Source organism: Croceitalea sp. MTPC6 (assembly GCF_036985525.1).
Taxonomy (GTDB): domain Bacteria; phylum Bacteroidota; class Bacteroidia; order Flavobacteriales; family Flavobacteriaceae; genus Croceitalea.
In genome coordinates this window covers 304,150-329,967 of sequence record NZ_BTGR01000003.1, presented here as the reverse complement: position 1 = coordinate 329,967, position 25,818 = coordinate 304,150, and the positions used below count along the sequence as shown (strand labels likewise).

General features: G+C 36.0%; 30 protein-coding genes and 1 tRNA gene. 17 read left to right on the top strand and 14 right to left on the bottom strand.

Annotated elements, in window-relative coordinates; translation table 11 throughout:
• Window positions 1-111: 111 nt before the first annotated feature.
• From AACP56_RS08205 to AACP56_RS08165, 9 genes are all read left to right on the top strand, one after another.
• A complete protein-coding gene (locus AACP56_RS08205; RefSeq protein ID WP_339335564.1) occupies window positions 112-2,508 on the top strand; it encodes a heavy metal translocating P-type ATPase in 2,397 nt (798 codons plus the stop codon).
• 74 nt (window positions 2,509-2,582) lie between these two features.
• Entirely contained in the window at window positions 2,583-2,783 is a 201-nt protein-coding gene (gene ccoS, locus AACP56_RS08200; protein WP_339335566.1) for a cbb3-type cytochrome oxidase assembly protein CcoS, read from the top strand.
• 6 nt (window positions 2,784-2,789) lie between these two features.
• Window positions 2,790-4,988: a cytochrome-c oxidase, cbb3-type subunit I gene (ccoN, locus tag AACP56_RS08195; RefSeq protein ID WP_339335568.1), complete on the top strand. Its 2,199-nt coding sequence runs from the start codon at window positions 2,790-2,792 to the stop codon at window positions 4,986-4,988.
• A 6-nt stretch (window positions 4,989-4,994) separates the two neighbouring features.
• Window positions 4,995-5,186, top strand: coding sequence for a CcoQ/FixQ family Cbb3-type cytochrome c oxidase assembly chaperone (locus tag AACP56_RS08190; RefSeq protein WP_339144684.1), 192 nt, complete (start codon window positions 4,995-4,997; stop codon window positions 5,184-5,186).
• A complete protein-coding gene (locus AACP56_RS08185) occupies window positions 5,183-6,145 on the top strand; it encodes a cbb3-type cytochrome c oxidase N-terminal domain-containing protein (RefSeq protein ID WP_339335570.1) in 963 nt (320 codons plus the stop codon). The genes AACP56_RS08190 and AACP56_RS08185 overlap by 4 nt, the downstream gene beginning before the upstream one ends.
• Before the next feature lie 64 nt (window positions 6,146-6,209).
• On the top strand, window positions 6,210-7,628 hold the full coding sequence (gene ccoG / locus AACP56_RS08180) for a cytochrome c oxidase accessory protein CcoG (RefSeq protein ID WP_339335572.1): 1,419 nt from the start codon (window positions 6,210-6,212) through the stop codon (window positions 7,626-7,628).
• Window positions 7,629-7,636: 8 nt separating this feature from the next.
• Entirely contained in the window at window positions 7,637-8,080 is a 444-nt protein-coding gene (locus AACP56_RS08175; protein ID WP_339144681.1) for a FixH family protein, read from the top strand.
• A gap of 1 nt (window position 8,081) precedes the next feature.
• Window positions 8,082-8,786, top strand: a complete 705-nt coding sequence (locus tag AACP56_RS08170) for a sulfite exporter TauE/SafE family protein (protein WP_339335574.1) — start codon at window positions 8,082-8,084, stop codon at window positions 8,784-8,786.
• Window positions 8,787-8,941: 155 nt separating this feature from the next.
• Complete coding sequence (locus AACP56_RS08165) at window positions 8,942-9,430, top strand: GTP-binding protein (protein WP_339335576.1); 489 nt, start codon at window positions 8,942-8,944, stop codon at window positions 9,428-9,430.
• Between the two features lie 68 nt (window positions 9,431-9,498).
• Here the strand turns inward: AACP56_RS08165 and AACP56_RS08160 are convergent, their stop codons facing one another.
• The 11 genes from AACP56_RS08160 to AACP56_RS08110 all read right to left on the bottom strand — a co-directional run bounded on the left by AACP56_RS08160 (window position 9,499) and on the right by AACP56_RS08110 (window position 16,325).
• A complete protein-coding gene (locus tag AACP56_RS08160) occupies window positions 9,499-10,320 on the bottom strand; it encodes a universal stress protein (protein ID WP_339335578.1) in 822 nt (273 codons plus the stop codon).
• Window positions 10,321-10,338: 18 nt separating this feature from the next.
• Window positions 10,339-11,700: an oxygen-independent coproporphyrinogen III oxidase gene (gene hemN / locus AACP56_RS08155; RefSeq protein WP_339335580.1), complete on the bottom strand. Its 1,362-nt coding sequence runs from the start codon at window positions 11,698-11,700 to the stop codon at window positions 10,339-10,341.
• A 146-nt stretch (window positions 11,701-11,846) separates the two neighbouring features.
• Window positions 11,847-12,323 (bottom strand): cupin domain-containing protein, encoded by a 477-nt coding sequence (locus AACP56_RS08150; protein ID WP_339335582.1) that lies wholly within the window; start codon window positions 12,321-12,323, stop codon window positions 11,847-11,849.
• A 109-nt stretch (window positions 12,324-12,432) separates the two neighbouring features.
• The gene (locus AACP56_RS08145; RefSeq protein ID WP_339335584.1) at window positions 12,433-12,624 is read right to left on the bottom strand and encodes a hypothetical protein; all 192 of its coding nucleotides are present in this window, start codon (window positions 12,622-12,624) and stop codon (window positions 12,433-12,435) included.
• A 130-nt stretch (window positions 12,625-12,754) separates the two neighbouring features.
• Window positions 12,755-13,525 (bottom strand): DUF481 domain-containing protein, encoded by a 771-nt coding sequence (locus AACP56_RS08140; protein WP_339335586.1) that lies wholly within the window; start codon window positions 13,523-13,525, stop codon window positions 12,755-12,757.
• 85 nt (window positions 13,526-13,610) lie between these two features.
• Entirely contained in the window at window positions 13,611-13,892 is a 282-nt protein-coding gene (locus AACP56_RS08135) for a DUF2513 domain-containing protein (protein WP_339339904.1), read from the bottom strand.
• Between the two features lie 41 nt (window positions 13,893-13,933).
• Window positions 13,934-14,494, bottom strand: a complete 561-nt coding sequence (locus AACP56_RS08130; protein ID WP_339335590.1) for an HdeD family acid-resistance protein — start codon at window positions 14,492-14,494, stop codon at window positions 13,934-13,936.
• A 21-nt stretch (window positions 14,495-14,515) separates the two neighbouring features.
• Window positions 14,516-15,061, bottom strand: coding sequence for a DUF4136 domain-containing protein (locus tag AACP56_RS08125; RefSeq protein ID WP_339335592.1), 546 nt, complete (start codon window positions 15,059-15,061; stop codon window positions 14,516-14,518).
• A gap of 64 nt (window positions 15,062-15,125) precedes the next feature.
• Window positions 15,126-15,515 carry a CsbD family protein gene (locus AACP56_RS08120; protein WP_339335594.1) on the bottom strand — a complete coding sequence of 130 codons (390 nt, stop codon included), beginning with the start codon at window positions 15,513-15,515 and terminating at the stop codon, window positions 15,126-15,128.
• 58 nt (window positions 15,516-15,573) lie between these two features.
• On the bottom strand, window positions 15,574-15,966 hold the full coding sequence (locus AACP56_RS08115) for a hypothetical protein (RefSeq protein ID WP_339335596.1): 393 nt from the start codon (window positions 15,964-15,966) through the stop codon (window positions 15,574-15,576).
• Window positions 15,967-16,001: 35 nt separating this feature from the next.
• Window positions 16,002-16,325 carry a putative quinol monooxygenase gene (locus AACP56_RS08110; protein ID WP_339335598.1) on the bottom strand — a complete coding sequence of 108 codons (324 nt, stop codon included), beginning with the start codon at window positions 16,323-16,325 and terminating at the stop codon, window positions 16,002-16,004.
• A gap of 82 nt (window positions 16,326-16,407) precedes the next feature.
• On the opposite strand from AACP56_RS08110, the gene AACP56_RS08105 reads away from it, so the two are divergent.
• On the top strand, window positions 16,408-16,533 hold the full coding sequence (locus tag AACP56_RS08105; protein WP_339335600.1) for a hypothetical protein: 126 nt from the start codon (window positions 16,408-16,410) through the stop codon (window positions 16,531-16,533).
• Between the two features lie 2 nt (window positions 16,534-16,535).
• Here the strand turns inward: AACP56_RS08105 and AACP56_RS08100 are convergent, their stop codons facing one another.
• From AACP56_RS08100 to rseP, 3 genes are all read right to left on the bottom strand, one after another.
• Window positions 16,536-18,146: a sigma-54 interaction domain-containing protein gene (locus AACP56_RS08100; protein ID WP_339335602.1), complete on the bottom strand. Its 1,611-nt coding sequence runs from the start codon at window positions 18,144-18,146 to the stop codon at window positions 16,536-16,538.
• Between the two features lie 393 nt (window positions 18,147-18,539).
• A tRNA-Asn gene (locus AACP56_RS08095) sits at window positions 18,540-18,613 on the bottom strand.
• Between the two features lie 72 nt (window positions 18,614-18,685).
• Window positions 18,686-20,002 (bottom strand): RIP metalloprotease RseP, encoded by a 1,317-nt coding sequence (rseP, locus tag AACP56_RS08090; protein WP_339335604.1) that lies wholly within the window; start codon window positions 20,000-20,002, stop codon window positions 18,686-18,688.
• Window positions 20,003-20,160: 158 nt separating this feature from the next.
• On the opposite strand from rseP, the gene AACP56_RS08085 reads away from it, so the two are divergent.
• The 7 genes from AACP56_RS08085 (at window position 20,161) to AACP56_RS08055 (ending at window position 25,778) form a co-directional block, all read left to right on the top strand.
• Window positions 20,161-20,835, top strand: coding sequence for an SCO family protein (locus AACP56_RS08085; RefSeq protein ID WP_339335606.1), 675 nt, complete (start codon window positions 20,161-20,163; stop codon window positions 20,833-20,835).
• 114 nt (window positions 20,836-20,949) lie between these two features.
• On the top strand, window positions 20,950-21,192 hold the full coding sequence (locus AACP56_RS08080) for a FeoA family protein (protein ID WP_339335608.1): 243 nt from the start codon (window positions 20,950-20,952) through the stop codon (window positions 21,190-21,192).
• Window positions 21,189-23,402 (top strand): ferrous iron transport protein B, encoded by a 2,214-nt coding sequence (gene feoB / locus AACP56_RS08075; RefSeq protein ID WP_339335610.1) that lies wholly within the window; start codon window positions 21,189-21,191, stop codon window positions 23,400-23,402. The genes AACP56_RS08080 and feoB overlap by 4 nt, the downstream gene beginning before the upstream one ends.
• A gap of 4 nt (window positions 23,403-23,406) precedes the next feature.
• Window positions 23,407-23,550 (top strand): hypothetical protein, encoded by a 144-nt coding sequence (locus AACP56_RS08070; protein ID WP_339335612.1) that lies wholly within the window; start codon window positions 23,407-23,409, stop codon window positions 23,548-23,550.
• Window positions 23,551-23,680: 130 nt separating this feature from the next.
• A complete protein-coding gene (locus AACP56_RS08065; protein ID WP_339335614.1) occupies window positions 23,681-24,205 on the top strand; it encodes an RNA polymerase sigma factor in 525 nt (174 codons plus the stop codon).
• Between the two features lie 3 nt (window positions 24,206-24,208).
• On the top strand, window positions 24,209-25,006 hold the full coding sequence (locus AACP56_RS08060; RefSeq protein ID WP_339335616.1) for a zf-HC2 domain-containing protein: 798 nt from the start codon (window positions 24,209-24,211) through the stop codon (window positions 25,004-25,006).
• Between the two features lie 19 nt (window positions 25,007-25,025).
• Window positions 25,026-25,778, top strand: a complete 753-nt coding sequence (locus tag AACP56_RS08055; protein WP_339335617.1) for a DUF4097 family beta strand repeat-containing protein — start codon at window positions 25,026-25,028, stop codon at window positions 25,776-25,778.
• Window positions 25,779-25,818: the final 40 nt, after the last annotated feature.

Sequence of the window (25,818 nt, the reverse complement as noted above, 5' to 3'; positions counted from 1 at the left end):
TACCTGATATTCACAAAGGTAGCTGCAACAAGTTAAACAAAAACTGACATATATCATGTTTTAAAACTAGTAGAGTATTCAACTTTGTCCTAGGTATGTTAGCAATTGTATATGGATACGACAAACTGTTACCACTGTGGTGATGATTGCTCAAAAACAATCATTGAATTTGATGAAAAAAACTTCTGTTGCAATGGATGCAAAACTGTCTATGAAATTTTTTCTAGTAACGACCTATCCTATTATTATGACTTACAATCAGCTGCTGGTGCCACTCCAAAAAAGGTTGAAGGAAAGTACGATTTTCTCGATACTCCTACTATTGTTGAAAGATTAACCGAGTTTAACGACGGTGACTTACAAATTGTAAATCTCTATATTCCTCATATACATTGTAGTTCCTGTATTTGGGTATTGGAAAATCTAAACAAGCTTAATCCGTTTATTAACAATTCCCAGGTAGATTTCCCCAAGAAAACTGTTAGAGTCACCTATCGCGTTTCAGATATTTCTTTAAAAGATTTGATTATTCTTTTAGCTAAAATAGGTTATGAACCGTATATCTCTTTGGATGATTACGATTCTAAAAAGAAAGGTGTTGACCGAAGTCTCATCTACAAAGTAGGCATTGCTGGTTTTGCTTTTGGGAATGTGATGTTTCTTTCTTTTCCGGATTATTTTGATTTAGCGTCTAGCGAATCAGATGGTGGTGAATTCTGGCTCAATAAATACCAAGATGTATTTAGATGGTTGATGTTTGTATTTTCATTACCCGTAGTCTTTTATGCAGGGAAAGATTATTTTATTTCCGCTTTTAAGGGGTTAAAAAGCAAAATATTAAATATTGATGTTCCTATTGCTTTAGGAATATCAGTGTTATTTATTAGAAGTACTTTAGAAATTAGTTTCAATTGGGGTCCCGGTTTTTTTGACTCTTTAACAGGATTGGTTTTCTTTTTGCTATTGGGGAAGTTCTTTCAACAGAAAACCTATTCTTTTTTGTCTTTTGAACGTGACTATAAGTCGTATTTTCCTATTGCAATTACTAGAATTCTTCCTAACAAAAAAGAAGAAACCGCACAGGTTTATGATATTAAAAGAGGCGACCGGCTATTAATACGAAATGAAGAATTAATTCCTGTTGACGGTATTCTAATTAATGGAAATGCCCGAATCGATTACAGTTTTGTAACAGGAGAGTCTGAACCTGTTTACAAAAAATCTGGCGATAAAGTTTTTGCTGGTGGAAAACAATTGAATAGTGCCATTGAAATTGAGGTTTTAAAATCGGTCTCCCAGAGTTATTTAACACAGCTTTGGAGCAATTCAGTTTTTCAAAAAGATACATCCCATACCTTCCAAACTTTGACTGATAATATTGGTAAACGTTTCACCATATCAGTATTAACAATTGCATTTATAGCTACTAGTTATTGGTTGTATTATGACCCTAGCAAAGCGCTAAACGTTTTTACAGCTGTGTTGATCATCGCCTGTCCCTGTGCCATTGCATTGGCATCACCATTCACTTTAGGTAATATGCTTCGCATTTTTGGAAGAAAGAGATTTTATTTAAAGAACACAAAAACCATTGAGCAATTGGCAAAAATCGATACTGCCATTTTCGATAAAACTGGTACTATCACTACTTCAAAAAAGAGTTCTGCAGCGTATAAAGGAGTGCCATTGACATTGGAAGAAGAAGCGCTCTTAAAAAATACATTGCGCATATCTAACCACCAATTAAGCAGAAGTCTTTATGATATGCTTGCTGAGCATAACATAGTAACCTTAGACGAATATAAGGAACATACAGGTGAAGGTATCGAAGGAACAATTAAAGACCAACACATGAAAATAGGGTCTTCCTCTTTTACTGGAAATACTGGAATTAAAAGTGCAGAAAATACTTCGGTTCATATCAGTAGTAACGACACTTACAAGGGATGTTTTATTTTCAACAATAACTATAGAGAAGGTATTTCAGAGCTATTCCAAAACATGTCAGAAACCTTACAGCTTGCGATTTTATCAGGTGATAATTCGGGTGAAAAAACAAACTTGGAAAAACTACTGCCAAAATTGACTCCTCTCTATTTCAATCAAAAACCAGAACATAAACTTGACTTTATAAAATCCCTACAAGAACAGGACCAAAAAGTACTCATGGTTGGTGACGGGTTAAATGATGCGGGAGCTCTTGCACAAGCAAATGTAGGTATTGCTATATCAGAAAATGTGAACATTTTTTCTCCAGCTTGTGATGCTATTTTGGATGCGACGAAATTCCGTCAACTATACCAATATATCTTAGCTTCCAAAAAAGCGATAAAGATTATAAAACTGAGTTTTATACTGTCTCTTTTGTACAATATTATTGGGTTATATTTTGCTGTAACTGGTCAACTACAACCTGTTATCGCGGCTATTTTAATGCCGCTAAGCTCCATTAGTGTGGTAGCATTTGCAACACTAATGACAAACCTCTTGGGAAGAAAACTAAAATAATTCCCAAACCTGACAAATATCATATTTATTGAGTGTACACACTTATATTTTTACACCTTAAATATCAGGTAGGTATGAGTGTTATTTATGTGTTGCTGACCATAAGCATTATTGTGGCAGTAATCTTTTTCACAGCTTTTATTATTTCGGTCAAAAGTGGGCAATATGATGATTCCTATACACCATCCGTGCGCATGCTTTTTGAAGATGAACTAGTTTCAGAAACCTCAACTACCGAACAAGACAAAACCAAAAAAACAAATCCAACTAAATAAGTAATTATGGAAGTACAGCAGTTTTACTATGATAATAAAATTGTGAAGAAATTTCTCTATGCAACAATGCTATGGGGAATTGTAGGAATGGCAGTAGGCCTACTCATCGCTTTTATGTTTATGTTTCCTAATCTTACAGACGGAATCTCGTGGCTTAGTTTTGGGCGTTTGCGACCCTTACACACCAATGCAGTAATCTTTGCATTTGTGGGTAATGCCATTTTTGCTGGAGTCTATTATTCCACACAACGTTTGCTTAAGGCTAGAATGTTTAGTGATGCCCTAAGTAATTTTAACTTTTGGGGATGGCAGGCAATTATTGTGGCAGCAGCAATAACGCTCCCCTTAGGTTATACTACTTCTAAAGAATATGCAGAATTAGAGTGGCCAATAGATATCGCCATTGCGTTGGTTTGGGTAGCCTTTGGTATAAACCTAATTGGCACAATGATTAAACGTAGACAGCGCCACTTGTATGTTGCCATTTGGTTTTACTTAGCAACTTTTGTTACTGTTGCTGTGTTACATATTTTCAACAGTTTGGAGCTTCCTGTAAGTGCTTTAAAAAGTTACTCCGTTTATGCAGGAGTACAAGATGCATTGGTACAATGGTGGTATGGGCATAATGCGGTTGCATTTTTCTTAACTACACCCTTCTTAGGACTTATGTATTATTTTGTTCCTAAAGCTGCCAATAGGCCTATCTATTCATATCGATTATCCATTGTCCACTTCTGGTCATTAATATTTATATATATCTGGGCTGGTCCGCATCACTTATTGTATTCTTCACTTCCAGATTGGGCACAAAATCTTGGTGTCGCCTTTTCCATTATGCTGATTGCTCCTTCTTGGGGTGGTATGATAAATGGATTGTTAACCCTACGTGGCGCTTGGGATAAAGTACGAACAGACCCAACATTAAAATTTATGGTGGTAGCCATTACTGGTTACGGTATGGCCACATTTGAAGGACCCATGTTATCCCTTAAAAACGTGAATGCTATCGCACACTTTAGTGATTGGATTATTGCTCACGTTCATGTTGGAGCATTGGCATGGAACGGTTTCTTGACTTTTGGGATGATTTATTGGTTAATACCAAAAATGACTAAAACCCGACTTTATTCTAAGGGATTGGCAAACCTACATTTCTGGATTGGAACCCTAGGGATTATTCTCTATGCCTTGCCAATGTACGTTGCTGGATTTACCCAAGCTTTAATGTGGAAAGATTTTAACCCAGATGGCACACTTGTTTACGGTAACTTCTTAGAAACCGTAAATGAAATTATGCCAATGTATTGGATGAGAGCCATTGGTGGAAGTATGTTTATTATAGGTGCTTGTGTGATGATTTATAATGTTGTTATGACAATGCGTTCAGGTAGTAAAGTTGATGATGAATTGGCAGAAGCTGCACCTTTGACCAGAGTATCCAAAAAGAGAACTGCTGGAGAAACATTCCATACTTGGCTGGAGCGTAAGCCTATCCAATTGACCATTTTAGCAACAGTTGCTATTTTAATCGGGGGTATTATACAAATTGTTCCCACAATTTTGGTGAAATCAAATATCCCAACCATAACTAGTGTTAAACCGTATACCCCTTTAGAATTAGAGGGGCGTGACCTCTACATAAGAGAAGGTTGTGTAGGCTGTCACTCCCAGATGATACGTCCTTTCCGTAGTGAGGTAGAACGTTATGGAGAATATGCCAAAGCGGGAGAATTTGTATACGACCACCCTTTCTTATGGGGAAGCAAACGTACCGGTCCCGATTTACTAAGAGTTGGAGGTAAGTATTCTGATACTTGGCACTTAAACCATATGTATGACCCTCAGAGCACCTCTTCTGGCTCTATTATGCCCTCTTATTCATGGTTGATTCGTGATGAACATGACCGTAGTGATATACAAGATAAAATGAAAGCTATGGTCTCTTTGGGAGTGCCGTATACCGAGGAAGATATAGCAAATGCAGAAGCATCTATGGAGGAACAAGCTAATAAAATTGTAGAAAGCCTTTATACAAACCCTGATTTTGCCCAAACCTATGAAGCAGATAAAAAGTACGCTGCTGAAAATGGTGAAGATTTCATTGAGATGCGCGACCGTGAGATTATAGCTATGATAGCCTATCTCCAACGCTTGGGCACGGATATCAAAATAAAAGAAACTGAAGAAATAATCTCAAAAAATTAATACATCATGCTAAAGTTTGTAAAAAATCATATGGAAAGTATGGAAGGCATTGCCACATATCCTATGATATCACTGCTAATCTTCTTTCTCTTTTTTGTGATTTTGGGTCTGTGGGTATTTACCGCTACCAAAAGCCATATTAAAGAAATGAGCAACCTACCCTTAGATGATAATAACCAAGAAAATTTTGAACTATGAAATTTAGCTCCATAAGTTGGCTTAGAGTCCTTGTCCTTTTCTTTTTGATTTTTGGGTTGATGGAATACTTTATCGACTCTGGTGATAAACCAGCGTTTATAGAAAACCAAGTAGCACAGTTCTTTTTACTCTTTGTATTGGTGTTGTTGATTGCCATAGAATTAATAGTGCAGGCAATAGAAAATGTCATGTATCAAACGCTTTCGGATGAAGCTAAGGAACGTTACTTGGCTTCAAAATCCAAATCATGGGAATGGTCCTGGGGAAAACGGATGTACAAAAAACTATTAGGCTCCAAACCTATTGAAGAAGAAGGGGAGATTATTCTTGACCATAATTACGATGGTATTAGAGAGCTAGATAATAAACTACCGCCATGGTGGGTCTATATGTTTTATGCAACCATCATCTTTGGGGTAATTTATTTAGCTCGTTTTCATGTATTTAATGACTATGACCAAGACTTGGAATACGAACAAGAAGTAGCTGCTGCCCAAATAGCCATTGAAGAATATAAGAGGACCGCTAAGGATTTAGTCGATGTAAACACTGTTGAGTTATTGACTGATGCATCTGACCTTAATGCGGGAAAAGCAATTTTTGAAACCAACTGTGTGGCCTGTCATATGGCAGATGGCGGTGGCGGAATAGGTCCTAACCTAACTGACCAAAATTGGATTTTAGGGGGCGGAATCAAAAATGTTTTCAATACTATTTCAGAAGGTGGACGAGATGGTAAAGGCATGGTGGCTTGGAAGCAGATCCTAAAACCTGCCGAAATGGCTCAAGTGGCAAGCTATGTGCTCACTTTTCAAGGTACAACAGCAGCCAACCCTAAAGACCCTGAAGGCGATATTTGGATAGATGAAAATGCAGGTCAAGAAGAACAAGTAACACCAGAACAAGTAAAGGATTCTGCTACTGTTGTTGCAGATTCCACCACTGTGGCATTGAAATAGTTCCTAGGATTTTCACTGTCAACTGTAATGCGGTTCTCAATGGTTAGCAATTAAGAAAGATAACATGGCGCAAGACCAAGAAAATTTTAGGGATAGCATAGGAACCATTAATGAAGAGGGAAAACGTGCATGGATCTATCCAAAAAAGCCAAACGGCAAGTGGTATACCTACCGAAAGTATGTTAGTTACTTTCTACTTGCATTTTTGTTTGCTGCACCATTTATAAAAATCGATGGTAACCAATTTTTGATGTTCAATGTTTTAGAACGTCGGTTCAATATATTTGGTTTCCCATTCTGGCCTCAGGATTTCCATTTGTTTGTTATCTCCATGATTATAGGGGTGATTTTTGTAGCCTTATTTACAGTTGCGTTTGGGCGTATTTTCTGTGGATGGATGTGCCCACAAACTATTTTTTTGGAGATGGTATTCCGAAGAATAGAATATTGGATAGATGGTGACCGTGGTGCTCAAATTAAATTAGACCGCCAAGAATGGAATGCTGAGAAAATCAGAAAACGAGTTACCAAATGGATTATCTTTTTCATTATCTCTTTTTTGATAGCCAATGTTTTTCTTGCCTATTTAATAGGTAGCGATAAGTTGATAGCTTATGTAAGTGATGGCCCATTAAAGCACCTTAGCACTATGATTGCGCTATTAATTTTCACTTCAGTTTTTTATTGGGTTTTTGTGTGGTTTAGGGAGCAAGTCTGTATTATCGCTTGTCCTTACGGAAGAATGCAAGGAGTTTTACTGGATAACAAATCTATTGTAGTTGCCTATGACCATAAACGAGGAGAATCAGAAAATGGTAGAAAGAAATTTCGTAAAAATGAAGATAGAGCAGCCTTGGGTCACGGTGATTGTATCGATTGTTTTCAATGTGTAAACGTATGCCCTACCGGGATTGATATTAGAAATGGAACACAGCTAGAGTGTGTTAATTGTACAGCTTGTATTGATGAATGCGACACTATCATGGAAAAGGTAAACCTTCCAAAAGGTTTGATACGCTATGCCAGTGAAAATGAGATAACAAAAAAGGAGAAATTCACATTTACACCTCGGTTAAAAGGATACACTGCGGTCCTAATAATTTTAATTGGGATACTAGTTGGGATGCTTTTCTTGAGAAATGATTTAGAAGCTAATATTCTTAGGCTTCCTGGACAATTGTATGAGCGTAAAGAAGGTAATATTATCAGCAATGTCTACACCTTTAAATTGGTCAATAAGACCACTAACGATATTAAAAATGTGAATTTTAAATTACTCTCCCATAAAGGTACTATTGCTTTAGTTAGAGGTGAAGATTTTAAAGTTCCGTCACAGGATTTAGCAGAAGGAACACTTTTTATTGAGATAAACAATGCAGCTATAAAAAGTGACAAAGAAAAAGTAAAAATTGGAGTGTATAGCGATGGTAAATTAATTGAAACCACAACTACTGCATTTTTAGCACCTAGAAGTTATAAATAGAAAAAATCATGAAAATAAACTGGGGAACAGCAATAGTATTATCATTTATTGGATTCATAAGTTTCATTCTATTTTTTGTTGTTCGAATGAGCATGGACAATCGTGCAAACCACGATTTGGTTACAGAAGAATATTATAAGGCAGAGCTTGAATATCAAAATGAGATTGATGCAGCGACTAACGCTGTTAATAAGGCAAAAATGAGTGTTGAAAAAACTTCACAAGGTTTGCTTTTAAAATTTCCAGACCATTATAATAATGACAAAATAAAGGGAATAGTGTCTCTATACAGGCCATCTAACAAACACTTGGATTTTGACTTATCCATAAGTCTGTCCAATGCACATTTGCTCATACCTGACAAACGTTTGTTGGATGGCCGTTGGGACATTAAAATCTCCTGGGAATATGAAGGAGAAGCTTATTTGTACAAAGAAAGTATAGTCTATTAATATGATTTTATCAGCTATCATACTAGGTTTAATGGGAAGTCTACACTGTGTAGGAATGTGTGGTCCTATTGCTTTTATGCTCCCAGTGGATAGAACAAATAAAACTAAAAAATTCTCTCAGATTCTGATTTATCACTTTGGGAGGTTATTAGCCTATAGTATTGTTGGATTATTATTTGGTTTATTGGGCAAAGGACTTTATGTCTTTGGGATGCAACAAAAGCTATCAATCAGTATTGGAGTTTTAATGATATTGATTGTATTGATTCCCTATAAAACATTTGCAAAATACAATCTGTCCAAACCCATCTACAAAATCATTTCTAAAGTTAAAAATCGATTAGGTCAAGAGTTGAAAAAGAAATCTCCAGATACTTTTCTAACTATCGGTTTTTTAAATGGGTTTCTACCTTGCGGATTGGTATATGTGGCTCTTTTTGGAGCCATAGCTATGGGAAATGCTTTAGAAGGTTCACTATATATGCTACTTTTTGGATTAGGAACTATACCTCTAATGACTATGGCTATTTATTTTAGTGGAATACTTAAAGGTAATCTTCGGAAGAGAGTACAAAACGCAGTTTCTGTTTTTGTGGTGATGATTGGCGCCCTTTTTATTATTAGAGGCCTAGGCTTAGGTATTCCCTATATATCACCAGAACCAGTTGTAGAATTGGTTTCAGCAGAAATACAATGTCATAATTGAGTGCCATAATGTGAAACGAACATGAATTTTTTAATAAAAAAATAGCCATTGGACTGATTAAAATAAATTCATGAGAGAACGAGTGCAACGAGTGGTTGCATGGGTTCTTAAATTTTTAGAAAGCTTATTTACAGGCAGTTAAAAATTTTAGATACATGAAAATAGCATCAAATGATATCGTATTACGTCCTAGGTTTCAGTTAGAATTAGCGGAGACTAAAGAAAACGTATTGGAATCTTTGAGACAGTCTGAGAAAGCCCCCTTTTTAGTAAAACGTATTGATGAACATATTTTTATAAAATTCAACCAAAAAGAGAACCATTTTTGGTCACCGCAACTACATTTAGAGGTAGAAGAAAGAGACAAAAAGAATTGTAAAATCTTTGGTGTTTTTGGTCCAAATCCAACGCTTTGGACATTCTTTATGTTTCTTCATTTTGGGGTTGCCACAAGCTTTATAATTCTAGGTATATGGGCGTACTCCATTGCTTCGTTGAACAAACCTTATGGAATTCAAATAAGTCTTATGATAACTATGGCTGTACTTTGGATTGCCTTTTACATTTTTGGAAGATTGGGGAAACGAAAAGGAAGGCCTCAAATGAGGTTACTACATCAATTTATGATAGATGCCTTAAGATAACTTTAATACAAAAAGAGGAAGTTCCTCCGAACTCCCCCCTTTAAAAACTAACAAAAATATGTTTATGGTTAAATCTTAAATGTTACCACTGGAATTTTAGAATGATTGGCAACATCTTCCCCTATGCTCCCCATAAAAAAGTGTGATAACCCTTTGCGACCGTGTGTTGGGATTCCAATAATATCTGCATTAACAGATTCTGCATAATTAAATATCCCTTTCTCCACAGAATAATCATTATAAATATCCACTTCTAGTCCAAGTTTTGCCTTATCTAGCGTATTGGAAATTTTTCTATAAGCATCTTTATTGCTTAAAAAAGTATCTGCCGGTGTATTGATATATACCAAGTTAAGCTCCATTCCAAGTAATCTTGCAAAATTCATTGCATCTAATATTGCGCTAATACTCTCCTTCTTAAAATCACTGGCGAATACCATCCGTTCATGTTTAAAATTGGTCACCTCTCCTTTAACAACAAGAACGGGGACATCTGAGTTACGAACAACTCTTTCTGTATTTGAGCCAATAAAAATTTCTTTTAGCCCATCTGTGCCATGGGAGCCCATAACCACTAAACCTGCATCGTGTTTTTCTGCTATTTCATTAACTTCACTGAATACCTTATAGTGCTTTATAACAGGAAATACCTTTACATCTTTCAAATAAGGCTTGTCAAGAAAATTTACAAAACGTTTTTCTCCAGTTTTAATAAGGTGGACAATATGCTCTTGGGAAACATAACCTGTATCTGACATAATAACGGGCGAAAGTTCCAACATATGTAGTACGTATAGTTCCGCATCATGTTTTGATGCAATTTTTGCAGCCACTTTTAGGGCAGCTTCGGATTGCTTAGAAAAATCTACAGGCACTATAATACTTTTCATCTTTTTTTAATTTATAGGTTAAACTGTCATTGAGAACAAACGGGTTTCTGGTATTTTACGATGTAATCTACGGTCAAATGCCATACAGACATTCCTAATATATGGTCTTCCATTTTTAGTCACTTCAAGCTTATTTTGAAGAATGGAAATAAGACCATCATTCTGCATGGGCTCCAGCTTCTCCAACACTTGGGGCAATTCTTTAAAATTAGTATCAGGTTCTTGCCAAGAAGTTTCCATATGGCACATCAAATTCAAAATGTGCTTCCTAATAACAATATCTTCTTTTGTTAAAATATGACCTCTATAAATGGGAATGATACCGTTCGCAACTAAATGCGTATACTCTTCTATACTTTTTACGTTTTGTGCGAAACTGTACCAACTATCACTTATACTAGAAGCACCAAGCCCAACCATCAACTGTGTTTTTGATGCCGTATACCCCATAAAATTGCGATGTAGTTTTTCAGCTTCCATCGATTTATATAAGCTATCATTTTTTAGAGCAAAGTGGTCCATCCCTATTTCGGTATAACCAACTTCTGCCAACAGTTTCTTGCCTGTTTCATATTGTTGCCGTTTCTCATCAGCAGTAGGTAAATCGGCATCCTTATAGCCACGTTGTCCATTTCCTTTTAACCATGGAACGTGGGCGTAACTGTAAAATGCCAAACGGTCTGGTTTTAAAACTTTCGTCTTTGCGATGGTATCTACAACATGCTCCAATTTTTGGTGTGGTAAGCCAAAGATAATATCATGCCCAATAGAGGTATAGCCTATTTCACGAGACCATTCCGTTACATTTTTGACACTCTCAAAAGATTGTACTCTATGGATAGCATTTTGAACAGTTTTATTATAGTCTTGTACCCCATAACTAACTCGTCTAAACCCAACATCAAATAAAGCCTGCAAGTGCTCTCGAGTAGTATTATTCGGGTGGCCTTCAAAGCTAAATTCGTAATCTTCAGCTTTTTCTGCCCTCTTGAAGATTCCTTTAATAAGCATTTTTAGATTTTCTGGCGAAAAGAATGTTGGGGTGCCTCCCCCTAAGTGTAATTCTTTTATAATGGGTCGTTCCAAAAATAACCCACAGTACAGTTGCCATTCTTTTAAAACTGAATTAATATAGGGCAGTTCCACATCATGCCTTTTGGTGATACGTTTATGGCAACCGCAAAACGTGCACATACTTTCACAAAATGGTAAATGGATATAAAGACTAATCCCTTCTTTAGTATTACTTTCTTTAAAGCTTTGTTTTAAAGTTGCTTCCCATTTCTTTCCAGAAAAAGTCTCCATATTCCAATAGGGAACAGTAGGATAACTTGTATAACGCGGACCGGGAATATTATACTTGTGGACTAGTGTGCACATATATCTAAATGTTTAGCACAAATCTAGTCCTAGCCTACTTTTAAAAATATGACTTTAATCAGGTTTCAGAATTTCTATCGCATAAAAAACCTCGCAAATTATTACGAGGTTTTCTTTTATTTGAGTTTTAACTTACATTATAATCTTTAATCACTCTTCAACTTTTGTGCAACACTATCATAATATTCTTGGGATAGTACCTCGGTCCATTCTGTGAGTTTTCCTCCTCCATAAATAGCCAAATAAGTAACATCATGTTTTTTTGATGAAGAATGCCAATGCTCAACTTCCTTTTCACACTTGATTACGTCACCAACTTTAATCAAAATAGGGGTTTTTCCACGCTCTTGGTAATATCCTAAACCTTCAATAACTACCAAAACCTGTGGTGTTGCATGTTTATGCCAATCTAAAGTAGAATTGGCTTTAAAAGTGGCTTTGGTAATATTATAGTCTAAATTTTCATCTGCACTCAGTAAACGATTTAGCCAAGCTTCCCCTATGTAGTGGGTATTGGGAGCTTTTGTCCCTTCTTCTTTATAAGAGCTCACATTGTATTCTGAATTCTGAGCGAATCCAATAAATGGTAGGGTTACGATAATCAGTAAGGCTATTCTTTTCATTCTAAAATTTTTAGATAGTCAAAATGTGAAAAACGACTTAGTAATGAAGATAATACATTTTAGGATAATACTTATAATCCATTTAGCCAATGGATTATAAGCAGCTATTTCAGTTGATTTCACCTATAGGGACAGGAGGGGAAATAGGTTCTGCATCGCAAGGTATTTCTTGAGTTCTAGCAGGTGATATTTGCTGACCATTAATAAACGTAGCAGGAATTTCGATTGTTTGAGTACAATCATCATCAGAACATGCTACAAAAAACAAAATAAAAAGTGCTAACCATAGGTGTTTAATCATTAGCAGATTTTTTCCTTTCAATACCAAAATTAGTCTAAAAACCCATAATTTACTGTTCAAACTCATTTTTGTCATACACATATTTGATTACTTATGTTATAGGGGAAAGTTATCTCTTTTTCGCCAGTTCTTAATCAAAAGTGTAAACAATTCCATTGGTCCAGGTGTACTGGGTTTTGGGAACTCCCATTGGTGGAAATGCGTCAAATAGCAAGTTGAAAGTAGATTTAAATCCCAATCCCTTATACACCTCAAAGGCCAAAGAAGTATCATTGGAAATTCTGTAATCCGCAAATTCTTTCAGATTCGGTTGGTAATAAGTGGTACTTACTATGGAAAATTGGTTAGTGGGGTAAAGGCTAAAGGACAGGTAACCACTTCCCAGTAAATCCCTGTTGATATTGGTGCCGAAAGTCTCTGTTGATTTCTCGTACTCATGCATAACCAAGGTCCCCAAATAGAATTTGTACTTGTCTGAATTACCCAATTTGAATCTAGGTCCCAGTCCCGATAGACTTCTCAAAGAAATATTGGAAACAGCATCGTACTGTGATTGAAAAAAGACCTCCAAAGCAGTTTTAGGTTTGAGCTTATAGTTATAACGCAGATGAATGGTACCGCTGTTTACAAACTTGTTGCTGTCCAATTGCTGAAAATTTAAATTGGCGACAATCAAATAAAGGTTTCGCTTGTTCAGGTATTGTAAATGTGCCCTATTGGTGACTTTAAAAATATCGTTCTTGTTCTTTATCAAACTGAGGTTGAGTCCTACATTTCCAGACCATTTGGAGGTGTCGGTCACTTTTCGCAAAGATTCCACATTTACAATTTGCGCTTGGGTGTGAACTGCAACAAAAACGAAAATGAAAATGAAAATGAAAAACAGTTTTAATTTATTCATACTGCAAGAGTTTTAAAGAAAGATTCCCCCAAATGGCGCAGACCAACCAGCTGAGCCTTTATCGGGGGGAATCAAGAAGGATATTCTACATTAAATCTTCAACAACACCTATTCCTTCCTCAACAACTTTAACGGTACTGTTCAAGGTCTGAAATATATACTCATGGCCTTTCCAAGTAAGTCTGATAGGTAGTTCCCGACCTTTTTCGTTTGTACTTGTTTTGATGAAATCGGCATCCTTCAACAGTTGAATGTGATAATCCACTTTTCCTTTGGAATAACCTTTTATGGAAAAATCTGTTGGAACTTGTTCACCTTGGTATTTCATTTTCTCAATCTTACGTATGATTTCCGTAAGACATAACATATCCCTTTTCATCATATCTGATATATCGTTATCGCTTAATGTTAGTCTTCAATTGGAATTGGTTTAGGCGTAGGTATTTCTTCTTTCTGAAAGCCTTTTGCAATCAAATAGCTTCCATAGAACAAGAACTGCATGCCCATAAAAACGGTTACCGATAATGCACCGACCAACGGTTTGAAAATGATGACGCCACCAAACAAAATGGACAACAATCCCATTACCAATAACACCCACCATTTCTTGAACTTAAGCTTCTTAAGACCGAACGACAGACCGGATTCCATTATACCAATGGCCACTGTCCAAGTACCAATGAATATGACTAATAAAGGTGCCGTCATTCCGGGATAGAACATCAACATGGCACCCAATAGTATATCCAAAATACCAAGGGCTAGGGTCCATCCCCATTTGTTATAGAACTTTCTTACAGTGATACTACCTACTATGAAAACCGTTCCCGTAAAAAATGTCAACAATCCAATCGTTGCCGTTAAGCCCACAATTGAGGCCAAAGGGTTTCTAAATACCAGTACGGCCACAACGATGAATAACACTCCTCTCAGGAGGTACATCCACCAATTTTTTCTTTTGAATTTCATTGTACTTTATTTTTTGATGATTTAACTCTTGGGTGGATATTTTGATAATATTGCCTTGACAGCCTCATTAATGGTTTTATCCATGTCGCCCTGTTTTCCAGTAATAATACCGTTCGCCAATCCCCTCCAGACCAATTTATTGGTAGAAACATCCACCAAATCAATTATCAATGTTCCTAGCTCGTACTCCTTTATATAAGTATCCACATGTGCCATGCCCCCATATCGTTGGTTTCGATAAGAGGTATGGGTTATACTCTTGGATTCTTGTGTATCCACAACAAAAAAGTTGATATGTAGGTTTGGTGTTTCAGTTTCTTCCAAGCCTTTCTTTTTTAGTTGATCGTGTATTGCGTTTTCAAATGCTCTTTGATTCTGACTACTATAGTTGTCATGGGTATCTGAATACGACAACTCTTTATCGAACTTATAGCTTTCGTAAGTATTAAAATTGGCCTGCTTATCATATTCCACAGCCGTTTTCAAGTTCTTTATGGAATTACAGCTTCCCAAAATAAAAAGGGCAGACAAAAAAAATCCGATTAAGTAAATGTTATGTGTTTTCATTTTATTGTTTTTTAAGATGATTTAATCACACCCCTGGTATAGCCCAGAGGTGTTTTAACAGTTATTAGGATATTTTTTTCAAAAATTGATCTACTTCTTCAAGGGCTTGAGACCTGGTTTTCCCAAGTTTTTCCTGGAGAAGACCAACCAAACGTGTTCTGCTACCGTTGATTTTATCTGCTTCATTTTCAGTGATCTCTCCCCAATACTTTTGCATTTTTCCTTTCAGCTGGTTCCACTCGCCTAAATAAGTCATGTTGTCGAAGCGGTCCTGTAGCTTACTCACCTCTTTTCTGGCCTCTTCAATGGAGTGACCGTATTTTTGCTGTAGTAGCCCTTCTAATTTTTTGGTATCTCCAGCAATTTGATCTAGTTCATTATGGGTTAGTTTTCCCCATGTTTTTTGAGCCTCTCCTTTAAGCTCGTTCCAGTAACCATTTAAAATTTCACTCATGATTTTTGATTTAATTGATTAATAATTATTGTTCCTATTGTGTTTTTATAGTTTTTGTTCAATCCATGAATTGTCTTAGAAATCTGCTTACCTCATCCATTGCTTTTTCTTTGGACCATCCATATTTTCTCTCTATGGTTCGTAACATTCGTACTCGGCTTCCATTGATATATTTTATATCCTTACTATCTAGTGGAGGCCAGAAATCCAATAAATGGAACTTGATGAAACTCCAATCTGCCAGAAAAAACAGATTATCATATCGATTGATTAGATCCTTAATTTGTTTTTGGATTTGCCATGTGTTATATTGATATTCACGTTGTATTAATTTTTCCAATTCGATGGCGTTTCCATTAACCTGGTTCAGTTCTGATAAATTCAATCTTTGCCATGTGATTAAGGCCTCCCATCTTAGGTCTTCCCAATAATCTTTCAACAAGTGGTTCATTCGCTCCTCAATACTTTTTTACCTTTCAGGAATCCTCAATGGGATTGTAGTATATTTCTCAATTCTTTAAGGCCATGGATTCCCATGGTCATTTGATTTTTGAAGTATCTTATCTCAGGATTTTTTTTGAGGAGTTTTAAGGCAATCAGAACCATGGTGAATTGATCCGATTTTAAGTGCAATCGAAAACCGTTTGGGTTTTTCCAACTCCCAAATAGTGAAAAAATATTTTCATTCTCAACATCTTGATAAATCTCAAATTTTTCACAATAGTGGTCTTCCTTTGTCTTTTGAGCCACCTCTTGCATGATGTTCAGAAATTCACTCCGCTTATTGCTTCTTACTTCTACTAAAGCCATTATTACCGTCATTATTGATTAAAAAATTTTAGGACGGCATACCATATCCAATGGCCGTGCCACAGCGACAATAATTAGTTATATGATTGATAATCAGAATCTTGAAAATATCTGTATCGTGCAGCAGAGAAGAAGTTGCCACGAAATACCACAGCTTCCGCTATATATGACAGAAAATGGGATGGATTATTCCAGGGAAGAAAAGTAAATTTAAGATGAAAGATTTTTTTTAATACCCAGTTTTAACATTCGTGATCGTAAGGTACTTGGGTTGATATCCAGAATCTTACTGGCACCCGTTTGACCCTCAATCTTCCAATTGCACTTATCAAGTACTTGAAGAATATGATTTTTTTCAACGTCTTGTAAAGAACCAACTAGTTGATGTTCTAAAGAGGGTTCTGTTTTGATAAGGGCATCCTTAAGACTCAATACATTGGTTTCCGAAGTAATAACGGCACGCTCGACGATATTCTCCAACTCCCGAATATTGCCGGGCCAATGGTGTTCCCCTAATCTTGAAATAAGAGCTTCTGGGATTGTATCGATGGACTTCCCAATTTTTTTCCCAGTTTTGCTCACAAATTGTCGGACCAAAAGGGACAGGTCTTCCATTCGTTCACGAAGTGGAGGCACCTCTACTGGGAATACATTCAATCTGTAATAAAGATCTTGCCTAAAGTTTCCCTTATCAATCTCTTTCAATAAGTTTCTATTTGTTGCAGCAATGACCCTAACATTCACGTTCATGGTCTTCGGGTTTCCAATACGCTCAAACTCGCCTTCTTGCAATACACGCAGCAATTTTACTTGAAGCTCTAGGGGCATCTCACCAATTTCATCCAAAAAAATAGTCCCCTCATGCGCCATTTCAAAACGTCCTATATGTTGGTTGATAGCACCGGTAAATGCACCTTTTTCGTGACCGAATAGTTCACTTTCGATAAGATATGTAGGCAATGCAGCACAATTCACCTTAATCAAAGGGCGTTGGTTTCTTCTACTATTTTTATGAATTGCGCGGGCAATGAGCTCTTTTCCTGTACCCGTCTCCCCTAAGATTAAAACAGTACTGTCGGTTGGAGCTACTTGTTTAACTTGCTTAAGGGTATTTTTGAGCGAACCACTCTTTCCAATGATTTCTTCAAAATTGAGATTTAACTTTATTTCATCTTGAAGGTATTCGCTCTCTTTTTGGTATTGGTTTTTAAGAGTTTCAACTTGTTCATACGCTTGTTGCAATTCTTCTTGTTTTCTTTTCCGGTTAAGTGCATTTGTAAACATTTCACCTACCAGTCTCAGCCTACTAATATATTTGGCAGACCAATCAATTTTCTTTTCGTAGGAGTCGAAGCCCAAGGAACCTATGATTTTATCATTGATTACCAATGCAGAATACAAGATGGACTGTATGCCGAATTCCTTCATCAACTTCTTGATATTCTTGGCCTCTCTTGGTAAGCAATCCACGTCGCCGACACAGATCATCCCGTTGTTTCGAATTTCACTCATTATATAAGGAAAATCACTCATAGGAATTTCCCTGAAATCATCTTCGGTAATAAAGGATTTCAATGTGGGTTTAGCATAAAAGTGTGTGGTCGAAGCCAGATTGGTCTCTTCCGAATAGCTATTGAGAGAGCTGTAATCAACATCCATGAATTCTGTCAAGGATTTGAGAGAGCTATTAATTTCAGTATCGATTCTCTCGACAGGGATGTTTATGAAACTTGTTGAGAGTTGCGAAATTAGTTTCTCGAACCTCAATTGTTGCTCAAGCCGAGATGCAAGGGAACCGTCATTTAATTTAACCTGTTGCATGGTACATTAAAAGTAGGCAAAAAACATAAAATGCTAGCATTCAGCATTTAAGATTTATTTGGCACTTATCTTCCTGAACACTATAAAATCAAAACAGGATTCGACACTAAGTTCTTAGGTAAGATTTGGAGTTTTTGTTAAATCATCAAACATAATTTCCATCATAAATGTTAAAGTTTGGGTCTAAAATAAATTCTTGATCTGAATGCAAAATGCGTGCAAACAAAAAAGCCCCAGAGATTAAAAATCTCTGAAGCTTTGCTATCTCTACTCCTCACGTCGACAAGCTCAGTGCAGCGCTTGGGCTCCCTTCGACTGCGCTCAGGATAAACTTCTCACCCAAAAAACATAAAAAGAAAAATGGCAACCTTTCAGCTGCCATTTTTCTTTTTGCTCCTCCTCTTGGGCTCGAACCAAGGACCCTCTGATTAACAGTCAGATGCTCTAACCAACTGAGCTAAGGAGGAATATTTCACCTAAAGCGGCTGCAAATATAAATTTTTCTTTAAAACACCACAAACAAAGAAGCTTAATTTTGATTAAATAAATCTTTTAATAATATTCCAGATATCATTACCGAATATTACGAGCATAAGCCCCATCAAAATAATAAAACCTACTATTTGTCCTCTTTCCAGCACTTTTTCGCTCGGTTGTTTTCCACTAATCATCTCATAGAGTAAAAACATCACATGGCCGCCGTCTAAAGCAGGAATAGGTAATATATTTAAAAAAGCAAGCCAAACAGAGAACATGGCCATAAAGGACCAAAAGAAGGTCCAGTTCCAAGAAGTAGGCATCATTTCTACAATACCTATAGGGCCTTTCACCTGTTTATAGGCTCCCGTTTTAGAGTTAAAGATTACTTTAAATTGCCTTACTTGATCAGTTAGTACTTTAATGGTCTTTGTAAATCCTGCAGGAATTGCTTCAAAAAAGCCAAAAGTATCTGTAGTTCGCAAGTCTTCAATATCAAGCTGAATTCCAATAGCCCCCTCTTTGGGCACAGTTAAATTCAAGCTTTTAATTTGACCTTCTCTCCTAATAGAAATATCCAACTCTTCGTTTGCTGAACTTTTTATCGTATTTCTAAATTCGTCCCAATATGCAATCTTACTGTCTCCTACCCCAACAATTTCATCTCCAGCCATTAAACCTGCCTCTTTGGCTACAGAAGAATCTGCAACAACCGCAATTACAGGTTTGGAGCGGTAGGTCATAAAGTTTCTGCCTTGGGTCTGAAAAACTTCTTTTTTGCCTTCATCAGTAATCGGCATAGTAATTTGCTCCCCGTTTCTGTTGACCGTAATATCATCGCCCAAAATTATATCCAATATGGCATCGTTAAAACGTTTGGCTTCCTTACCATCCACCATAAGTATTTTATCTCCTGTACGTAGGCCCAATTTTTCGCCAATAGAATCTACTTCAATTCCATATTTTAAGCTACTGGATGGTATATAGGTATCACCATTATTAAAAAGTAAAAATGTATAAATTATCCAAGCTAACAAGAAGTTTACGATAACCCCACCCAGCATAATAATTAAACGCTGCCAGGCTGGCTTACTACGGAACTCCCATGGTTCTGGGTCTTTTTTCATTTGCTCCGTATCCATGCTCTCGTCTATCATACCGGCAATCTTAACATAGCCTCCCAATGGTAGCCAGCCAATGCCGTATTCCGTCTCTCCTATCTTCTTTTTTAAGAGCGAAAACTTTACATCAAAAAAGAGGTAAAACTTTTCAACTTTGGTTTTAAAATATTTGGCAGGAAGAAAATGTCCTAATTCATGTAATATCACTAAAATAGAAATGATCAGAATGAACATTACTATCTGCGTAAAAAGTCCCATCGGCTACAATCAATTTGTTTTAAGCAGACAAAAGTAAACTTTTAACAAATGTTTGAAAAGGATTACTAAAGCTATTAGACGTATTTAAGGTTTTTTTAGCAAGAAATGATGCTTTATTTTCTTGAAAAAGGTTGTTTTGCGCAGTACTTTTACAATCCATGCGTAAATTCTTTGCCAAATACAAATTCTTCGGTTTTGTTTTACTCTTACTCTCCATTGTAATTATCTACTTGATGTACAATGCGTTAAAACCTAAAGAGCGCTTACCTATTTATCAGCCATCAATGATAAACCCAGAATTGGTGGATAGCACCTTGCATTATAAAAAAAAGTACCACACTGTTGCTGATTTTGAGTTGACCAATCAAAATGGGGAAACCGTTACCTATAAAGATTATAAGGATAAGATTTACGTGGCCGATTTCTTCTTTACCACATGCCCCAGTATTTGCCCTATTATGACCAAAAATATGGCAGAAATACAAAATGCAACATTGGAAGACAAAGAAATTCTACTTCTTTCACATTCCGTTACTCCAGAAATAGATTCTGTTCCGCAGTTAAAGAGATATGCTCTTGAAAAAGGGGTTTTGGACAGCAAGTGGAACTTGGTTACTGGAGATAAGAAGCAAATTTATGAGCTCGCCAGAAAGTCTTACTTTGCTGTATTGAACGATGGCGATGGTGGCCCTTTTGATATGATACATACCGAAAACTTTATTTTAATAGATAAAGAGGGTAGAATTCGTGGAACATACGACGGTACAAATACCGAAGAGGTTGAAAAACTTATAAACGACATCTCTATATTAAAGGCTTCCTATAATGAGTAATCTTGACGGTGGGGTTGGCACAGAATTAGCATTTGTTTTATGATTTTTACCAAGAAGCTTTCGCTTTTTTCCCTTACTTTTGCCTTTACTTATAATCAATCTAAATAAAGATAAGTGGCTACGGTTGCAGAACTTAAAATGGGGCAAAAAGGAGTAATCAAGCAATCTTCGGATACTTTTCTCCCAATTAAGTTATTAGAATTAGGTTGCTTACCAGGCAATGAAGTTGAATTAATACAAGTGGCCCCTCTCAAAGACCCAATCTATATTAATGTTAATGGTTCCCATATTGCAATAAGACGCTCAGTAGCAGCACAAATAGAATTAGATATCATTGAAGATACCCCTGTTTTATGAGTAAAAGCATAAATGTTGCTTTAATTGGCAATCCCAATACAGGAAAAACTTCAGTTTTTAATCAGTTAACTGGTCTTAATCAAAAAGTTGGTAATTACCCTGGCATTACGGTCGAAAAAAAGGAAGGCATCTGCAAATTAGGGAGAGGCGCCAAGGCCCATATTTTAGATTTACCCGGCACCTATAGTCTTAACACTACTTCTCTTGATGAAAGTGTTGTTGTAGAATTATTGCTGAACAAAAATGACAAAGACTATCCCGATGTCGCTGTTGTTATAAGTGATGTTGAAAATCTTAAAAGAAACTTACTCCTTTTTACCCAGATAAAAGATTTAAGGATTCCCACCATATTGGTCATTAATATGGCGGACAGGATGTCCAGAAAAGGTATTTCAATGGATATTGAATTACTGGAAAAGAAACTTGATACCAAGATTGCTTTAGTAAGTACGAGAAAAGGTAGTGGAATAGAGAGGATAAAAGAACTCATCACCAATTATAAACAACTATCCGTAAAACCCAATATAGATACCACCTCGATTGCCCCAAACTATTTTGAAAGCTTACAAAAAACTTTTCCAAAGGAGGATCTGTACAAATTATGGCTGGTTATTACTCAAGATGTAAATTTTATGCCCCTTGAGAAAAAAAGAATTGCAGATGCTACTGCCTTTTCTACCAAATCCAAGGATGAATTAAAAAAACTTCAGCATAAAGAAACGGTAAAACGCTATCAATTCATTAATGGTATTCTTAAGAAAGCCTACAAGGTAGATTTACAAGCTGCCAAAGGAGCCAGAGCTACTTTGGATAAAATACTGACACATCGAATTTTTGGATATGTGATATTCCTAGCAATTCTATTTCTCATTTTTCAGGCTATTTTTGATTGGAGCGGTTACCCATCGGATTTTATAGATGAAAAAATGGCCATGGCTGGAGAGTGGATTAAAAACACCTTACCTTCTGGTGTATTCACAAACTTATTAGCAGAAGGTATTATTGCTGGTATCGCGGGAATACTCGTTTTTATTCCCCAAATAGCATTCTTGTTCCTCTTTATTTCACTTTTAGAAGAATCTGGTTATATGAGCCGCGTGGTTTTTTTAATGGACAAATTAATGCGTCCTTTTGGGTTAAGTGGCAAAAGTGTGGTCCCATTAATTTCTGGAACAGCATGTGCCATCCCAGCTGTAATGGCAACCAGAACAATAGAAAATTGGAAGGAACGTTTAATTACAATTTTGGTTGTCCCTTTTACTACCTGTTCTGCAAGATTGCCCGTTTACCTTATCCTAATTTCATTGGTTATCCCAAAAGGTTACTTTCTAGGGTTAAGCTATCAAGCGTTAACATTGATGCTACTTTACTTACTGGGTTTTGGGATGGCAATATTCTCTTCAATGATTTTAAATAGGGTATTAAAGATTAAAAGTAGATCGCTCTTTATGGTGGAAATGCCAACGTATCGCCTTCCCCTATTTAAAAATGTTTTCTATACTGTGGTGGAGAAGACCAAAAGCTTTGTTTTTGGAGCTGGTAAAATTATATTGGCAATTTCGATAATTCTTTGGTTTTTAGGCTCTAATGGGTTTTCAACCGATTTTAAGAATGCCGAAACTATTGTAAATAAACGTATAAAAGAATATGGCTTAAACGATTATAGCAAAAACTATATTAACAATAACCTTATCGCATATAAAAAATCTCCAGATCCCAAATCATTGGAAATTACAAAGGATTCTTTGCTATTGGTTAAAGAAGTTCTAAATGAAAGAGCCCGTAAACAAGAAATTGCCAGCTACAAATTAGAACATTCATACATTGGTTATGCCGGAAAGGCTATTGAACCACTGGTAAAGCCCCTTGGGTATGATTGGAAAATAGGTATCGCAGTACTGACTTCTTTTGCTGCCCGTGAAGTTTTTGTGGGAACGTTAGCAACCATTTATAGTGTTGGTAACGATGAAGAAGAAACCATTAAAAATAGAATGGCCGCAGAACTGGATGAGACAGGAAAAAAACCATTATTTAATTTAGCTTCAGGTATTTCACTAATGCTCTTTTATGCATTTGCCATGCAATGTATGAGTACCTTGGCTATTGTAAAACGTGAAACAAATAGTTGGAAATGGCCCATGTACCAACTGGCTTTTATGAGCGTTTTTGCATATATTGTAGCATTGACAGCCTATCAAATTTTAAAATAACGGTATGCAAGAAGTTTTAGTTTACATCATATTATTACTTGCTGCTGGGTATCTAGCAAAAAAGTTCTTGCTACCTAAATCATTATTTGCATCCACTAAAAAAACTTCAAAAAACTGTGGGACAGATGGTGATTGTGGCTGTTCCTAATACCACCTGAAACCTTTTTAGCATGTTTTCCTTCTTCTTTTTTGATAAAAATCAAAAAAAATAATCCGTTCGTGTAACCTTTTGTAATTTCCTGACTATATAGAGTGAACACCAACAAAACTGACCATTGTTGAGAACAGAAACAGATGAATTATTAATGGCTGAAGTAGCCCAAGGCAATTTAGACTTGCTAAAAGTGCTTTTTGATAGACATCATGTACACATATTTAATTTCTTATACAAAATGTGTGGTGACAAAATGCTAAGTGAAGACTTAACGCAAGATGTTTTTTACAAAGTCATTAAATACCGTTCTTCTTATAAAAATGGAAAGTTTTTATCGTGGATTTTTACAATAGCAAGAAACAGTTTAAAAACACATTTTAGAAAAAATAAAGAAGAACATAGCGATTTAGAAACCGTAGCATATAGATTGGCTGATGATGCAAAAGAAAACGATGAAGATTATTCGCAATTGCAAAGAGCTTTAGCAAAGCTCGAAAGTTCAGACAGAGAGGTTTTAATTATGCACAGGTTTCATGAAATCAAATACAACGAATTAGCAGAAATTATGGATAGTACCCCAGGTGCTATCAAAACAAAAGTAAGTAGAGCGCTAAAAAAATTAAAAGCAATCTACTTAGAAAGTATATAAGTTATGGACACAAATCATATTACAGATTTACTCCCAGATTACATAGATAATGTGTTATCTGCAACTCAGAAAAACGAAGTTGAAACGCACCTTAAAATATGTGATGAATGTTCCAAGGAATTGGAAGAGTACAAATCTCTTTTCAAAGGATTTGAAGAAGAAAAAATAGCAGAACCATCTGCTCAATTGAGCAAAAACTTTGAGAAAATGCTTTCCAATGAAAAGGATAATGGAGTTAGAGTGGTTTCTATGAACAATCATAGTACAAGCAATACTAAAAACTGGTTTTCTAGCGGTATGAAAGTTGCCGCCAGCATAGCTTTACTTATTGCTGCATTTGTTGGAGGCAGATACTTTCAATCAGAAGAATCCCAAAAAGAAATTGCTTCTATCGAAAATGAGAGTTTACAGTTAAAACAGACCACTATGATTTCATTGATGGAGAATCAATCCGCTAGCAAACGCATACAAGGAGTTCAATTTATCGAAGAGTTTGAAAGTCCAGATGACGCAATAGTAAAAGCATTGGCCAATAGAATGCTTAATGACGAAAATACAAATGTTCGTTTAACAGCTGTTGAGGCATTATCAAAATTTAGCAAATCAGAGTTGGTAAAGTTGGCTTTTATAGAAGCTTTGGAAACAGAAAAAGACCCTAGTGTTCAAATTGCGATTATACAAAACTTAGTAAAAACACAGGAAAAGAAAGCTGTAAAATCTATGCAGAAATTATTGGAGCAAGAAGATACACAACCATTTATTAAAGAAGAAATTAATCAAATATTATCAGAAATTATATAAACATCAAAAAACGAAAATCATGAAATTATTCACAACTATTTTATTTACATGTGTATTTGCGATAAGCATACAAGCACAATCAGATTACACCAAATCATTAAACGGCGTTGAATGGGTTAAGATTGAAACCAAATCTGGAGTAAGTGTCAAAACCCATGACAAAAAAGAGCTTTTAATCAAGGTTTCTGGAATGAAAAAGAAATCTGAAAAAGCGAAAGGATTAAAACTAGTTGGAGCTGGTGGCACGGACAATACCGATGTTGGCTTTTATGTGGTACAAGATGGTAATACTATGCTAGTAAAAAATCTGAGAAAATCTGAAAAAGCCGAAATTTTTCTTCCAAAAACCCAAAATGTATCGGTTACCAATTCTTGGAACGGTGATATTTATATTGAAGGTTTCTCTGGTGAAGTGGAAGCTAATGCCAACTTAAATGGTGGGCTAAAGATGAAAAATCTTTCAGGTCCAGTAACGGCATATTCCCTAAATCAAGGTATAAAAGTAGACTTTGATAAAGTAAGCCAGAGTTCTCCTATTGTAATCCGCACCACCAATGGTGAAATAGATGTAACCTTACCTAGCAGCACAGCTGCAGACCTGGAGCTTAGCTCATGGAATGGTGAAGTCTATACCAATTTTGACCTGCAGAGACCCGAAAAAGATGGTATGAAATCTATATCTGGAAAAAAAGTAACGAGTACAATTAATGGCGGCGGTGTAGGTATAAAATTAAAGTCCACCAATGGCACCATTTATTTAAGAAAAGAGTAATCAATCTAATCAAAGCTGAATTTATTTCAGCATAAAAACG

Bases quoted from the DNA above. Each gene is read 5' to 3' on its own strand.
- ccoN (WP_339335568.1), top strand. From the start codon at position 2,790: ATGGAAGTACAGCAGTTTTACTATGATAATAAAATTGTGAAGAAATTT.
- AACP56_RS08120 (WP_339335594.1), bottom strand. From the start codon at position 15,515: ATGAGTGAAATTTTAAATGGTTACTGGAACGAGCTTAAAGGAGAGGCT.
- AACP56_RS08140 (WP_339335586.1), bottom strand. From the start codon at position 13,525: ATGAATAAATTAAAACTGTTTTTCATTTTCATTTTCATTTTCGTTTTT.
- AACP56_RS08055 (WP_339335617.1), top strand. From the start codon at position 25,026: ATGAAATTATTCACAACTATTTTATTTACATGTGTATTTGCGATAAGC.
- AACP56_RS08170 (WP_339335574.1), top strand. From the start codon at position 8,082: ATGATTTTATCAGCTATCATACTAGGTTTAATGGGAAGTCTACACTGT.
- AACP56_RS08115 (WP_339335596.1), bottom strand. From the start codon at position 15,966: ATGAACCACTTGTTGAAAGATTATTGGGAAGACCTAAGATGGGAGGCC.
- AACP56_RS08110 (WP_339335598.1), bottom strand. From the start codon at position 16,325: ATGGCTTTAGTAGAAGTAAGAAGCAATAAGCGGAGTGAATTTCTGAAC.
- AACP56_RS08060 (WP_339335616.1), top strand. From the start codon at position 24,209: ATGGACACAAATCATATTACAGATTTACTCCCAGATTACATAGATAAT.
- AACP56_RS08145 (WP_339335584.1), bottom strand. From the start codon at position 12,624: ATGATTAAACACCTATGGTTAGCACTTTTTATTTTGTTTTTTGTAGCA.
- feoB (WP_339335610.1), top strand. From the start codon at position 21,189: ATGAGTAAAAGCATAAATGTTGCTTTAATTGGCAATCCCAATACAGGA.
- AACP56_RS08190 (WP_339144684.1), top strand. From the start codon at position 4,995: ATGCTAAAGTTTGTAAAAAATCATATGGAAAGTATGGAAGGCATTGCC.
- ccoS (WP_339335566.1), top strand. From the start codon at position 2,583: ATGAGTGTTATTTATGTGTTGCTGACCATAAGCATTATTGTGGCAGTA.
- AACP56_RS08105 (WP_339335600.1), top strand. From the start codon at position 16,408: ATGATTGATAATCAGAATCTTGAAAATATCTGTATCGTGCAGCAGAGA.
- hemN (WP_339335580.1), bottom strand. From the start codon at position 11,700: ATGTGCACACTAGTCCACAAGTATAATATTCCCGGTCCGCGTTATACA.
- AACP56_RS08135 (WP_339339904.1), bottom strand. From the start codon at position 13,892: ATGTTATGTCTTACGGAAATCATACGTAAGATTGAGAAAATGAAATAC.
- AACP56_RS08070 (WP_339335612.1), top strand. From the start codon at position 23,407: ATGCAAGAAGTTTTAGTTTACATCATATTATTACTTGCTGCTGGGTAT.
- AACP56_RS08175 (WP_339144681.1), top strand. From the start codon at position 7,637: ATGAAAATAAACTGGGGAACAGCAATAGTATTATCATTTATTGGATTC.
- AACP56_RS08205 (WP_339335564.1), top strand. From the start codon at position 112: ATGGATACGACAAACTGTTACCACTGTGGTGATGATTGCTCAAAAACA.
- rseP (WP_339335604.1), bottom strand. From the start codon at position 20,002: ATGGGACTTTTTACGCAGATAGTAATGTTCATTCTGATCATTTCTATT.
- AACP56_RS08100 (WP_339335602.1), bottom strand. From the start codon at position 18,146: ATGCAACAGGTTAAATTAAATGACGGTTCCCTTGCATCTCGGCTTGAG.
- AACP56_RS08085 (WP_339335606.1), top strand. From the start codon at position 20,161: ATGCGTAAATTCTTTGCCAAATACAAATTCTTCGGTTTTGTTTTACTC.
- AACP56_RS08130 (WP_339335590.1), bottom strand. From the start codon at position 14,494: ATGAAATTCAAAAGAAAAAATTGGTGGATGTACCTCCTGAGAGGAGTG.
- AACP56_RS08160 (WP_339335578.1), bottom strand. From the start codon at position 10,320: ATGAAAAGTATTATAGTGCCTGTAGATTTTTCTAAGCAATCCGAAGCT.
- AACP56_RS08150 (WP_339335582.1), bottom strand. From the start codon at position 12,323: ATGAAAAGAATAGCCTTACTGATTATCGTAACCCTACCATTTATTGGA.
- ccoG (WP_339335572.1), top strand. From the start codon at position 6,210: ATGGCGCAAGACCAAGAAAATTTTAGGGATAGCATAGGAACCATTAAT.
- AACP56_RS08185 (WP_339335570.1), top strand. From the start codon at position 5,183: ATGAAATTTAGCTCCATAAGTTGGCTTAGAGTCCTTGTCCTTTTCTTT.
- AACP56_RS08125 (WP_339335592.1), bottom strand. From the start codon at position 15,061: ATGAAAACACATAACATTTACTTAATCGGATTTTTTTTGTCTGCCCTT.
- AACP56_RS08165 (WP_339335576.1), top strand. From the start codon at position 8,942: ATGAAAATAGCATCAAATGATATCGTATTACGTCCTAGGTTTCAGTTA.